12 protein-coding genes are annotated in these 11,661 nt (G+C 60.4%); 6 read left to right on the forward strand and 6 right to left on the reverse strand.

The window, feature by feature from the left end:
* Position 1 precedes the first annotated feature (1 nt).
* The gene (locus tag IB264_RS31840; RefSeq protein ID WP_057225255.1) at positions 2–493 is read right to left on the reverse strand and encodes a tripartite tricarboxylate transporter TctB family protein; all 492 of its coding nucleotides are present in this window, start codon (positions 491–493) and stop codon (positions 2–4) included.
* Between the two features lie 64 nt (positions 494–557).
* Positions 558–1,535, reverse strand: a complete 978-nt coding sequence (locus IB264_RS31845; RefSeq protein WP_171520649.1) for a tripartite tricarboxylate transporter substrate binding protein — start codon at positions 1,533–1,535, stop codon at positions 558–560.
* Between the two features lie 175 nt (positions 1,536–1,710).
* Between IB264_RS31845 and IB264_RS31850 the strand changes: the two genes are divergently transcribed.
* The 6 genes from IB264_RS31850 (at position 1,711) to IB264_RS31880 (ending at position 8,428) form a co-directional block, all read left to right on the forward strand.
* Positions 1,711–2,445 carry an IclR family transcriptional regulator gene (locus IB264_RS31850; protein ID WP_234907939.1) on the forward strand — a complete coding sequence of 245 codons (735 nt, stop codon included), beginning with the start codon at positions 1,711–1,713 and terminating at the stop codon, positions 2,443–2,445.
* Between the two features lie 131 nt (positions 2,446–2,576).
* On the forward strand, positions 2,577–2,876 hold the full coding sequence (locus tag IB264_RS35700; protein WP_082523631.1) for a putative sulfate exporter family transporter: 300 nt from the start codon (positions 2,577–2,579) through the stop codon (positions 2,874–2,876).
* A 366-nt stretch (positions 2,877–3,242) separates the two neighbouring features.
* Positions 3,243–4,406, forward strand: a complete 1,164-nt coding sequence (locus IB264_RS31860; RefSeq protein ID WP_192435060.1) for an MFS transporter — start codon at positions 3,243–3,245, stop codon at positions 4,404–4,406.
* A gap of 242 nt (positions 4,407–4,648) precedes the next feature.
* Positions 4,649–6,088, forward strand: coding sequence for an NAD-dependent succinate-semialdehyde dehydrogenase (locus tag IB264_RS31870; RefSeq protein WP_057207987.1), 1,440 nt, complete (start codon positions 4,649–4,651; stop codon positions 6,086–6,088).
* A gap of 334 nt (positions 6,089–6,422) precedes the next feature.
* Positions 6,423–7,538: a Glu/Leu/Phe/Val dehydrogenase gene (locus IB264_RS31875; RefSeq protein ID WP_082523632.1), complete on the forward strand. Its 1,116-nt coding sequence runs from the start codon at positions 6,423–6,425 to the stop codon at positions 7,536–7,538.
* A gap of 164 nt (positions 7,539–7,702) precedes the next feature.
* Positions 7,703–8,428, forward strand: a complete 726-nt coding sequence (locus IB264_RS31880) for a glutathione S-transferase (protein ID WP_057225293.1) — start codon at positions 7,703–7,705, stop codon at positions 8,426–8,428.
* 40 nt (positions 8,429–8,468) lie between these two features.
* Here the strand turns inward: IB264_RS31880 and IB264_RS31885 are convergent, their stop codons facing one another.
* From IB264_RS31885 to IB264_RS31900, 4 genes are all read right to left on the reverse strand, one after another.
* The gene (locus tag IB264_RS31885; RefSeq protein ID WP_171520650.1) at positions 8,469–9,356 is read right to left on the reverse strand and encodes an aldo/keto reductase family oxidoreductase; all 888 of its coding nucleotides are present in this window, start codon (positions 9,354–9,356) and stop codon (positions 8,469–8,471) included.
* 130 nt (positions 9,357–9,486) lie between these two features.
* Complete coding sequence (locus IB264_RS31890) at positions 9,487–9,741, reverse strand: helix-turn-helix domain-containing protein (RefSeq protein WP_057207993.1); 255 nt, start codon at positions 9,739–9,741, stop codon at positions 9,487–9,489.
* A gap of 84 nt (positions 9,742–9,825) precedes the next feature.
* Positions 9,826–10,692 (reverse strand): glycine betaine ABC transporter substrate-binding protein, encoded by an 867-nt coding sequence (locus IB264_RS31895; RefSeq protein ID WP_057207995.1) that lies wholly within the window; start codon positions 10,690–10,692, stop codon positions 9,826–9,828.
* A 65-nt stretch (positions 10,693–10,757) separates the two neighbouring features.
* Positions 10,758–11,636, reverse strand: coding sequence for a proline/glycine betaine ABC transporter permease (locus tag IB264_RS31900; RefSeq protein WP_057207997.1), 879 nt, complete (start codon positions 11,634–11,636; stop codon positions 10,758–10,760).
* Between the last annotated feature and the right edge of the window lie 25 nt (positions 11,637–11,661).

An 11,661-nucleotide genomic window follows, 5' to 3' on the forward strand; every position in this document is an offset into this window, starting at 1 on the left:
GTCAACCTCCAAGAAGGCTCTCGACGACACCGCCGCCGATATTGACGCCAAGCAACTTGGCAAAGCCGAAATATGCGGCAAGCGCGAGCAGCAGCCCGCAGGCGGCGTCCCGCAGGGTCCGGTGGCTGCCGAAGCCACGGGCGATCAGCACGAACATCATGACGGAGGCAGCGGTGAAGCCGACGCGGCCGATGAGGACCACGTTGGCAACGAGCCCGGCCGCGACATAGGCGATGGATCGCCAATCGGGCGGAGTGGACTTTTCTTCCTCGTCCTGCCAGCCGCCGCGAAGGGCGCTCCACAGGAGCGACACGGCCAATACCGTCAGGCCGGCGGCGGTCAGATAGGGAAATACCGTCGGCCCGACCTTGGCATAAAGAGGCGAGACCGCCATGAGGCTGGTCTGCCAGGCAATGACGCCGGCGACGAGCAGAACGCCGATGCTGAGGGTCAGTTCGGGTAACGCCGGTTTCGAATGCATGGGTGGGAGCATCTTTTGACCTCCGGCGGGCGGCCCATCTACGGGCAGCCCACTAGGTTGCGTTCTCGGGAAGGGATTAGGAAGCGAGACCGAGGTCCTTGAGGATCGCGGTAATCTTCGCGGTGTCTTCGACAAGGAATTGCGAATAGGCCTCGCCAGTCAGAAGGATCGGCGTCCAGGAGCGCTTGTCCGTCTCGTCCTTCCAGGCCTTGCTCGTCGCCATCTTTTCGATCATCGCAATCAACCCGGCCCTGTTTTCCTCGGTGATGCCGGGAGGCGCAAAAATACCGCGCCAGTTGAACAGCTCGACGTCGACCCCCGCCTCCTTGAAGGTCGCCGCGTCGATGCCCGCCTGCCGCTCGTCGGCCGAGATGGCGAGGACGCGTAGCGTGCCGGCCTTGACCTGCTCGGCAAACTCGCCATAGCCCGAGATGCCGGCGGCGACCTGATTGCCAAGCAGCGCTGCAAGCGCTTCACCGCCACCGGCAAACGGTACGTAGGACAGGTCAGTCGGCTTCACGCCTGAGGCTTTGGCAACGAGGCCGAAAAGGATGTGGTCCGAACCACCGGCCGAACCGCCCGCAACCGGAACCTTGGTGGGATCTGCCTTGAGCGCCTCGACAAAATCCTGAAGGGAATTGAACGGCGAATTGGCAGGCACGACCAGAGCCAGGAATTCGCCCGTCAGGCGCGCAATTGGCGTCGTCTGATCTAGGGTCGCCGGCGACTTGTTCGCGATGATCGCGCCGGTCATGACCATGCCGCCAACCATGATAGCGCTCTCGCGACCCTTCCACTGGTTGATGAACTGCGGAAGGCCGACGGTGCCGCCGGCGCCGCCGACATTGGTGATCTGCGCACCGGAGATGAGATTCTCGGCGCGAAGAACCTGGTCCATCGTCCGGGCGGTCTGGTCCCATCCGCCGCCCGGGGCAGCCGGCACGAAAATCTGCAGCTGCGGCGCGTCCGATGCCTGCGCAGGGTCAAGCGGGCCTGCGAGAGCAACGGCTGCAAAAGTAGTCGCATAAGCCAGTAGATGACGTCGATTTAGCATTGCTTCCTCCCTTTATGACGCCACCGACAGCGTCGAAAGTGGGTCCTCCCGACCCGGGTCATACAAATCGCAGAGGATTATCGTTCTGTCAAACAGAATTATATTCTGGCAGACAGAACGATATGCAATCAGAAATCTTGGTGATAGGACAATTGGAAACGTTAGGATCGCCGCATTGAACACGAAAAACCCACAGCAGGAGGCAAGCGGACCGCCCGAGGGGGTAGCCGCGCTTGATCGCGCCATCGCAATCATGAATGCCTTTACGGTGACGGATCGCTCTTTGACGCTCGCGGAAATCTCCTCGCGAACGGGCCTGTACAAGAGCACGATCCTGCGACTTCTTGCCTCTCTGTTGCGGGCAAGTCTGATGGAGCGGCTTGATGACGGTCGCTATCGAATTGGACCGGCAGCCTTCAGATTAGGCTCGATCTATCAGCGCTCGTTGATTACTGCGGAGGTGCTGTTGCCACACATGCGCGCGCTGAATGACCAGAGTTCGGAGAGCGTCGCATTTTATGTGCTGGCTGGAGATGTCAGAACCTGTCTCTACCGCATCGAGGCGAAGCATGCGATCCGCTACACCGTACGTGAAGGCGACGTGCTCCCACTCTCCGCCGGCTCCGGTGGACGAGTGCTGGTGGCATTTTCTGGCCAGCCGGGCGAGCCATATGAAACGATCCGCAAGAATGGCTATCACATCTCGTTCGGAGAACGCGATCCGGAGACCGTCGGCATTTCCGCACCTGTCTTCGGTGCGGGCGACGCGTTGCTGGGCGCAGTGACACTAGCTGGACCGCGTTCGCGCGTGGATGAACCCTTCATACGAAAGATGATCGAGCCACTGTTGCGGGCGGCTGCGGACATGACGGAAGCTTTCGGAGGCAGTAGAGGCCTTCTCCAATCATAAGGTCCATGATCAGGACGGCATACGCGTCGACGGAAACATCGCGGGATGTGTCTTATCTCTCAGCCCAATGATCGCCGCGATTTTTTTGGGGATGGTTTTTGCCAATATCGTCGGCTTCTCGGCGTCTGCCGATGCTGGCATCTCCGTCGCGGGGAAAAAAACTGCTTCGTCTAGCGGTTGCCATGCTTGGCCTGCAGCTAACCTTCAACCAGCTGGCCGGCATCGGGATCACCGGTCTGATGTTAGCGGCGACGGTTGTGGTTTCAACGTTGATTTTTACGGTTTGGGTGGAGCGCTGCGAGGGAGAAGTACCAGAGCTTCGGACGCTGATAACCTCGCGCCAGCGATGGCTTATGCGAATCCTGGGCCGATCCGCACCGACTGCGGGCTTTCCTTCACAAGCACAATTGCGCATTGTGCGCCCCCGATGAGCTACAATTGGGAAGGCGCCCGGAACTCCGCACTCTGTGTTCATTTTTTTCACTGGCGTATCTTAGCCGGTGGAGCATCGCACGTATGCTGCAGTCAGACGAGCTTCTTCAGAATTGGGCGTTTCTTTGATATTTTCGAGAAGATTCGCCCCATAGCTGCGTATTTACTAATATTTCGATCAAAGAAAGCGCGTCGGTTACGCGGAATTTCGGTCAATCCTGGCGTCGGTCGGTTGACAGTCTCGCGACCTTGTCACACAAATTGTGAAAATGATTTTCAATACTAGACCGGGATACGCGAAGCCATCGCTGACGAAGGTGGCCTGCGGATAAGTCGACAGCACAATTCGCCGAGGAGCAATGCGCATGACCAGTCAGCGGCTCATCATGCTGATCTTTTTCCTCCAGCCGATCGCTTTTGGCGCCTGGTTGCCACGCATCCCAGACATTCAACAAAAGCTCGGTCTCGGGCCGGCCGAACTGGCGTTGGCCCTGCTCGGCATGCCAGCAGGAATCCTGCTAACCCTGCCCTTCGCTGGCCGCTTCGTCGCCCGGATCGGCGGCCGCGCCACCATCCTCTACGGCTTCATGGTGTTTCTCGGGCTGGTGTGGCTACCGACATGGGCGCCAAGCATCGAGTTGCTTTTCGTAACACTCGCAGTCGTGGGCGTTGCGTTGGCGACATTGGAGCTGGGCCTCAACGTCGAGGCGGATGCCATCGAGAAGCGCTCTGCCAAGTTGATCATGAGCACATGTCACGGCTTCTGGAGCCTCGGGATCATGGCGGGCAGTCTGGTCGGCATCGGCTTTGCTGCAGCGGGCGTGCCGCCTGAATGGGCCGTGCTGATTGCAGCGGCGGTTATGTTGCCAATCAGCCTTCTGGCAGCCAATGCGTTGCCGGACCTACATGTTGTAGAGCCAACGCAGACGGACACCGTCAAAACCAGGCGCCGCCCACCAAGTCGAGCTTTGCTCGGTATTTGCTTCTTTGTCTTCGGCATCACCATGACCGAGGGCGCGGTTGCGGACTGGTCGGCAGTCTACCTGCGAGACGTGTTCGGGCTCGCCAGCGCCAGCGCCGGTTTTGGCTATTCGATCTTCGCCTTCATGGTCGCTGCGGGACGGTTCGGCGGTGACCGGCTCAAGACCATCTACGGGCCTGTCGCTGTGGCTCGCACATGCGGGCTCGCCAGTGTTGCGGGGCTGCTCTTGGTGGCGATAAGCCCGGCTGCCTGGTTGGCGCTGATCGGCTTTGCCGCCATGGGCTTCGGTGTATCGGTCGGTTTTCCGCTTGCTGTCACAGCGGCAGCCGACCAAAAAGACCGGCCGGCACCCGCAAGTGTGGCGATACTGTCTTTCGTGGCACTCCTCGGCTTTCTGATTGGACCGCCAATGATCGGACTTGTTGCCGAGCAAAGCGACATGCGTTTCGGTTTGGGGATGCTTGTTCCCTTCCTGGCTGTGAGCTTGCTGCTGACCGGCATGCTGAAGCCGGGCACCAAAGCGGCTCCCGTGCTGGTATCAACCTGAAAGCTGACGCCCGAAGTCGGCCCCGGTCCACAATTCGCCTGCCGGTTTCCGCATCAGTTGTCGGAAGGTCAAAGGCAACGCGTGGCTATTGCGCGAGCGATGCCGTGTTCTATGTGGCCATGATCAGGCCCCTGCCCCCTTGATCTTCAGCATCACTTGCAGGCAGTCTCCCCGCGTTTCCTAAACTTCCTCGCGCGCCACAGACAGTCGTGCCAGCCAGCCCCCTCAGAAAAGGTTCTTTCATGCCCAGCTACCCGGATACCCTTCTTCACATCGACGGCAAATGGCGGCCGGCGCGATCAGGCAAGAGCACTCCGGTTGTCGACCCTGCAACCGAAGAGGCGATCGGAACTGTCGCCTGGGCCGAGGTTGCCGATCTCGACGAGGCACTTGAAGCGGCCCAGAAAGGCTTTGAGATCTGGCGCCGGACGTCCTCCTTCGATCGGGGAAAAATCATGCGCGCCGCCGCAGCGCTGTTGAGGCAGCGCGCCGACGACATCGCCTGGCTGATGACCCGCGAACAGGGCAAGCCGCTTGGCCAGTCGAAGGGCGAGATCCTGAGTGCTGCCGACATCATCGACTGGTTCGCCGAAGAGGGCCGGCGCGCCTATGGCCAGATCATTCCGCCACGTGCGCCCAATGTGACCCAGATGACGGTGAAGGTCCCGGTTGGTCCGGTGGCCGCATTTACGCCCTGGAATTTCCCGATCAACCAGGTGGTGCGCAAACTTTCGGCGGCTCTTACGACCGGATGCTCGATCATCGTGAAGGCGCCAGAGGAAACACCGGCTTCGCCGGCCGAGCTGATCCGGTGTTTTGTAGATGCAGGGGTGCCGGATGGTGTCGTCAACCTCGTCTACGGCGTGCCCGCACAGATCTCGCAGTATTTGATTTCACATCCGGTGATCCGCAAGATGTCCTTCACAGGCTCGACTCCGGTTGGCAAGTCGCTGGCTTCGCTTGCCGGCCTGCACATGAAGCGGGCGACGATGGAGCTTGGCGGCCATGCCCCGGTGATCGTCACCGAGGATGCCGACGTCGACGAGGCGGTCGCGGTAATGGCTGGCAGCAAATATCGCAATGCCGGTCAGGTGTGCGTGTCGCCGACGCGTTTCCTCGTGCAGGAACGGGTGGCCGATCGGTTCATCGACGGCTTCACCGCCGCCTCGCAGGCGATCAAGGTCGGCAATGGCCTTGATAGCACGACGGACATGGGGCCGCTTGCCAACGAGCGCCGTATTCCCGCAATCGAGAAGCTGATCGTCGATGCCGTCGAACAGGGCGGGCGCTTGACGACCGGCGGCCACCGCATCGGAAATCGCGGTTACTTCTTCGAGCCGACGGTGCTTGCAGACGTGCCGCGCTCGGCCGCCATCATGAACGACGAACCCTTCGGCCCGGTTGCGATCATCAACCGGTATTCGGAACTGGACGATGCGATCGAAGAGGCCAACCGCCTACCCTTCGGGCTGGCTGCCTATGCCTTCACCGGCTCGCAGAAACAGTCGGATCGCATTGCTGCCGAAATCGAAAGCGGCATGATCTCGATCAACCATCTCGGGCTTGCCCTGCCCGAGGTCCCGTTCGGGGGGATCAAGGATTCCGGTTATGGCACCGAAGGCGGATCCGAAGCGATAGATGCCTATCTGGAAACGCGCTTCGTGACGCGCAAGAGCGCCTGAAATCTCGCCACGCCGTTATCTGGTCCCGCCGGGAGAGCGCGCTCGCCTGGCGGGGAACCACGAGCCAAAATACGGCCGTCCGGCTCCGGGGTCAGGTGGTCCCGCCACATCGGCGTTGATCCATGGCGCGGCGGTTCAACTGGCATTGAGGCGGTACGGCTGACAGGCGCGCACTCGTTGAAACCATCCCCTCCTGCAAACGAATGCGCTTTGCGTTTGTTGCGCGGAAATTTCCTCGCACGCAACGCGCCATCGTGTGGCGTGCTGACTTCGAAACCAAAGATCGCTGAGAATGTTTAACCTTCACTGTGGCAGGTCACAGGGAGGAATGGCAATGCGAAATGGGCTGAATCCGCGGCAGGAAATCGCTTCCGCAACCACGCTTGATATTACCGACATCACCAGCGAGGCATCAGGTATGCCTGGCTTCGACGCCCACGAGCAGGTTTGGCTGGGCCGCGACACCGAGCGCGGCCTTGAGGCAATCGTGGCTGTTCACACGACGGTCCTTGGTCCGGCTTTGGGCGGAACCCGCATCTGGCCGCATGTCAGCTTCGAGGCCGGCGTCACCGATGCACTGCGCCTTTCGCGCGGCATGAGCTTCAAGTCCGCCATCGCCGGCCTGGCGCTGGGCGGCGGCAAGGCGGTGATCATCGCCGACCCGAAGACAGAGAAAACGCCGGCGATGCTCGCGGCCTATGCCGAGATGCTGAATGCGCTGGTTGGCCAATACATCACGGCCGAAGATGTCGGTATGACGCTTGCGGACGCGGACTTCCTTGCCGAGCGCACGCCGAACGTCAGCGGCACCACCAAGGGCGGCAGTGGCAACCCATCGCCCTTTACCGCATTGGGCACGTTCCTCGGCCTCAAGGCCGCACTGCGCCATCGCACCGGTAGCGATAACCTGAAAGGCATTCGCGTTGCCGTACAGGGATTGGGGTCTGTCGGTTGGGCGCTCTGCCAGAGGCTCCACGCCGAAGGCGCCATGCTGACGGTTTCCGATCTCGACCAAGCCCGCACCGAACGCGCCGCTCAAGAGCTTGGCGCGACAGTCGTCGAGGGCCAGGCGATCATTGCAGCGGATGTCGATATATTCGCGCCCTGTGCGTTGGGCGGCGTTCTGTCCGCCGTGACGATCCCGTTGCTCCGAGCCAAGATCGTTGCGGGAGCGGCAAACAACCAGCTCGCGACCGCTGCGGACGGTGAGCGCCTCAGGGAAAGAGGCATCCTCTATGCGCCCGACTATGTCATCAACGCCGGCGGTGTCATCAACGTCGCGGCCGAAATCGGCAGCGGTCGCTACGGCGTCGACGATGTGATGGTTCGCGTCGACCGGATCCCTTTGATCTTGACCCGCATCTTCGAACGCGCCGAGAACGAGGGCCGGACCACCGACGCCGTGGCCGAAACGATGGCCCGCGAGATCATCGAGACTGCCAGACAATAGGTTTGCCCAGACGACAAGATGGTGGACAAGCGAAGACTTCTGCTCAATGTTCCCGCACAGCCGCATCAGCGAGCCCATTGTTTTGGGTTGGCCGATGCGGCAGCCGCAACGTCGGCCTGACAGCGGATCTGCACGTTGTCGGCCCAAATCGCCGCGAGGATGTCATGGCATTTGAACTCTACTACTGGGATGGCATTCAGGGCCGTGGAGAATTCGTGCGGCTGGCACTTGAGCACGCCGGGGCCGACTATGTCGATGTCACGCGGGAGCCTGACCGCGGGACGGATGAGATGATGCAGTTCATCGATAGTTCGTCGGAGGCGCATATTCCCTTCGCGCCTCCTTTTCTCAAAGACGGCGGGCAGCTCGTCTCCCATGTTGCCAACATCCTGCTCTATCTCGGCGCTCGGCTTGATCTTGCGCCGCGAGACGAAGACGCGCGCTGGTTCGCCAACGGACTTCAATTGACGATCACTGATTTCGTCGCCGAAGTGCACGACACGCACCACCCGATAGCGACCTCCAAGTACTATGAAGACCAGAAAGAAGAAGCAAAGGCGCGAGCGTCGGAGTTCGTCATGAACCGCCTGCCGAAATTCCTTGGTTATTTCGAGCGCGTGTTGAAGCAAAACCCGGTACAAGGCGGCCATCTTGTCGGCGACAGCCTTAGCTATGTCGACCTGTCGATGTTCCAGATGATCGAAGGGCTGGTCTATGCCTTCCCCAAGGCAATGAAGCACCACGACATCCGATATCCGGGTCTCGCACGGCTTCACGACCGGGTGAAGGACGGTCCCGCTATTGCTTCCTATCTGGCGTCGCCGCGTCGATTGGCGTTCAACGAAAGCGGCATTTTCCGCAGATATCCCGCGCTCGATATCGATCCGTGATCACTGCGATCCTTCAACACTGCGGTCGCGTGCAGAGCGACTATGGGACGTCATTTCCGGTCGCCGCAGAGTAGAGGTCGAACCAGGTTTGCCTGTCGATGCGAACCGCAAGCGCCTCTGAAAAACGGCGGATCCGATCGATGCTGTTTGTGCCAAGCACAGGCAGAATTCGGGCTGGGTGGGCAAGCAGCCAAGCAATCGCGACGGCGGCCCGGTCGACGCCAGCCTCGGCGCCGAGACGGTCGAGCTTCTCGGCGAGCACACCGCTCTCCGTGATCAACCGACCCCCTGCAAGCGGGGACCAGGCCATCGGCGGGGTCGACATTTGCTGAAGATGAGCAAGATCCCCGTTGGTGAAGGGCGCCGTTGCCAACAGACTGAGTTCAATCTGGTTGGTCGCGAGCCTTGTACTCATCGCCGACTGTAAAAGGCTTTGATCCCATGGGCGAAAATTCGAGACGCCGACCGATCGTACCTTTCCATCCTTGACCAGCGCGTCGAGCGCAGCACCCGTTTCGACGTGATCCATGAACGGGTCAGGCCGGTGAATGAGAAGAAGATCGATGTAGTCCGTGGCCATCAGTCGGAGCGATTCGTCGACCGAGGCAGTGATATGGCGGGCGCTTGTGTCGTAATGCTTGACCTTCGCGGCGCTGTGCCTGCCGGCAGGGTAGACGATGCCGCATTTGGTGACGATCTCGATGCGCTGACGAAGTCCGCTGCCACGCAACGCTTTGCCGAAGAGTTCTTCGACCATATAGCCGCCGTAGATGTCGGCGTGATCCATCGTGGTCACGCCCTGATCGAGACACGCTTCAATCTTTGAGCGGATGTGAGCGATCGACGTGTCCTGATCGTCTGCCAGCCGCCACATGCCGTAGACAATCCGCGAAAGCTCCACGTCTCCCGCAATTCCAATCCGCTCCATCGTTACTCTCCATGTCGGCTCACTGTGAAGCTATAATCTGTTGCTGATTTCAGCAACTTGGCAGCGGCGGTAAATGTCGACGATCCGCATTTCCTCCGTGCAGCACCAGTGAGCGCGCTAAATTTTGTTTTCAGCGCGGCCCCTGCCCCCGTCCCGTCAACAGCCACGAGAGGCTTACGCTCAAGACGCCGGCGATCATCGCCAGGCGATTGGCACGTGGGGCATCTCGATCGTTTTCCCAGTTGAACCACGTGCTCGTCTCGACGCCGACGATCCTGGCGGCCTTTTGTGCCGAAACGTCAAGCGCATCGCGCGCAAGCGACATACGTCCGCCGATTGTGTCATCCTGGGTGCAGAACGTGTTTTCATAATTGTTGAAGTTCATCGGTATCCCTTTCCATTCTGATGTGAGCGGTCGCCCGGCGGCATTTGGCTGACGCCGCGCTCTTTCTCCCGTGGGTGGACCGGCTTACCTTCCGGTCCAGGCCTTCACCTGATCGGGGTGATCAGCGATGTATTTCTCGACTGCAGCTTCATAGGAAGTCTCCTGCGCCTGGAACATCGCAGCCTCCAGATCGCCGATCGGCAGTTTCATGCGGGAGAGGAAGGCGGCGACATCAGGATTGTCCTGCTTGAACCCCTGGCGCGCCAGCACGTCGACATGCTCGGCCTCACCGAGCGAGCCCTTCGGATCGGCGATGTAGCGAAGCTCGTATTTGCCGAACATCCAATGCGGGCTCCAGGACGTAGCGACGAACCACTTTTCAGTTCTGATTGCGCGATCCAACGCCGTCAGCATCCCGGCTTCGCTGGAGATCTGAAGCTTGTAGCCGTCGAGGCCATAATCCTTGAGCGCCTTTTCCGAGAGACGCGTCAGCCCGGCGCCCGGATCGATACCCTGAACCGTCGAAGTAAGCTTTTCCTTGATCTCGGGCTTCTGCAGATCCTCGATCGAGTTGAGTTCGCTTTCGGGAATGTAGGCCGGGACGACCCAGCCGAGTTTGGCGCCCTCATAGACAGTGCCGAGGGTCTCGACCTTGTCCTTCACCTTGCCGTAGTAATCGGCATGGGTTTGCGGCAGCCATGCCATCATCATCGCATCGAGATCGCCACGGCTGACCCCTTGATAGAGCGGAGCGACGTCTGTCTGGACAAGCTCGACCTCGTGGCCGAGTTCATCCTTGATGATTTTCGCCGCGAGCTTGGTGACGAATTCCGCATCCGACCATGCTGCCCAGCCGATTTTCACAGGCTTTGTCTCCTGCGCGAAGCTTGCGCCTGCCGGCCCGCCAATAAACATGGCCGCAAGGCCGATGGTTGCGATTGTCTTGAACATATCCAATCCTTCCTATGCATTTCGAATGACAGCGGGCGGAACGCCCGCCGATGAAGACGCTGCGCTCAGGCCGTCTTGGCCTCGGGCTCGCGCTGTGCGAACTTCACAAACGGCAGGCGCCAGGAAGCGCCTTTCTTTCCAAGGCTCTGGGTAAGGCGATCGAGAATGACGGCGAGGATGACCACGGCCAGGCCGCCTTCGAAGCCGGTGCCGACATCGAGCCGCTGGATGCCCGTCAGCACCGTGTTACCGAGGCCGCCCGCGCCGATCATCGAGGCGATGACCACCATCGACAGCGACAGCATGATCGTCTGGTTGATGCCCGCCATGATCGACGGCATTGCGTTGGGTAGCTGGACCTTGAGGAGAAGCTGGGTCGGCGTGCAGCCAAAGGCATTGCCTGCCTCGACGAACTCCACATGCACCTGCCGGATGCCGAGATTGGTCAGACGCACGACCGGGGGCATGGAAAAGATGACGGTCGCAATGGTGCCAGGAACCGCGCCGAGCCCAAAGAACATCGCCGCCGGGATGAGGTAGACGAAGGCCGGCATCGTCTGCATCAGATCGAGCCCCGGGCGGATGACCGCGGCGACGGAATCCCGTCGCGCCATGGCGACGCCGAGCGGCAAGCCGATGATCATCGCGATGACAGTCGAAGCAATGACAAGAGACAACGTCTCCATCATCGCTGCCCACAGTCCCATTTGCCCGACCAGCGAAAGCGACAATCCGGCAAAGACCGCAAAGCCGAATGAGACGCGCCACAGGGCGAGAAGAGCGAAGATCGCTATACCAACCGGCGCGGGAATGCTGAGCAGACCGTTCTGCAATCCGTTCGTCACGAACCCGATCGACGCAGCGATGAAGTCGAGCGCGGGCGAAAAATTGTCGAGGATGTAATTGACGGCCGAATCGATGCCGTCTCCGATGTCGAAGCTCATAATTTTATCCGATTGGCTGGTGAGG

This window comes from Ensifer sp. ENS11, from assembly GCF_014851895.1.
In the GTDB taxonomy this organism is placed as follows: Bacteria; Pseudomonadota; Alphaproteobacteria; order Rhizobiales; family Rhizobiaceae; genus Ensifer; species Ensifer canadensis.

What these genes read in the sequence shown, in the direction of transcription:
- IB264_RS31840 (WP_057225255.1), bottom strand. Translation starts at nt 493, where the DNA reads ATGCTCCCACCCATGCATTCGAAACCGGCGTTACCCGAACTGACCCTC.
- IB264_RS31845 (WP_171520649.1), bottom strand. Translation starts at nt 1,535, where the DNA reads ATGCTAAATCGACGTCATCTACTGGCTTATGCGACTACTTTTGCAGCC.
- IB264_RS35700 (WP_082523631.1), top strand. Translation starts at nt 2,577, where the DNA reads ATGCTGGCATCTCCGTCGCGGGGAAAAAAACTGCTTCGTCTAGCGGTT.
- IB264_RS31860 (WP_192435060.1), top strand. Translation starts at nt 3,243, where the DNA reads ATGACCAGTCAGCGGCTCATCATGCTGATCTTTTTCCTCCAGCCGATC.
- IB264_RS31870 (WP_057207987.1), top strand. Translation starts at nt 4,649, where the DNA reads ATGCCCAGCTACCCGGATACCCTTCTTCACATCGACGGCAAATGGCGG.
- IB264_RS31875 (WP_082523632.1), top strand. Translation starts at nt 6,423, where the DNA reads ATGCGAAATGGGCTGAATCCGCGGCAGGAAATCGCTTCCGCAACCACG.
- IB264_RS31880 (WP_057225293.1), top strand. Translation starts at nt 7,703, where the DNA reads ATGGCATTTGAACTCTACTACTGGGATGGCATTCAGGGCCGTGGAGAA.
- IB264_RS31885 (WP_171520650.1), bottom strand. Translation starts at nt 9,356, where the DNA reads ATGGAGCGGATTGGAATTGCGGGAGACGTGGAGCTTTCGCGGATTGTC.
- IB264_RS31890 (WP_057207993.1), bottom strand. Translation starts at nt 9,741, where the DNA reads ATGAACTTCAACAATTATGAAAACACGTTCTGCACCCAGGATGACACA.
- IB264_RS31895 (WP_057207995.1), bottom strand. Translation starts at nt 10,692, where the DNA reads ATGTTCAAGACAATCGCAACCATCGGCCTTGCGGCCATGTTTATTGGC.
- IB264_RS31900 (WP_057207997.1), bottom strand. Translation starts at nt 11,636, where the DNA reads ATGAGCTTCGACATCGGAGACGGCATCGATTCGGCCGTCAATTACATC.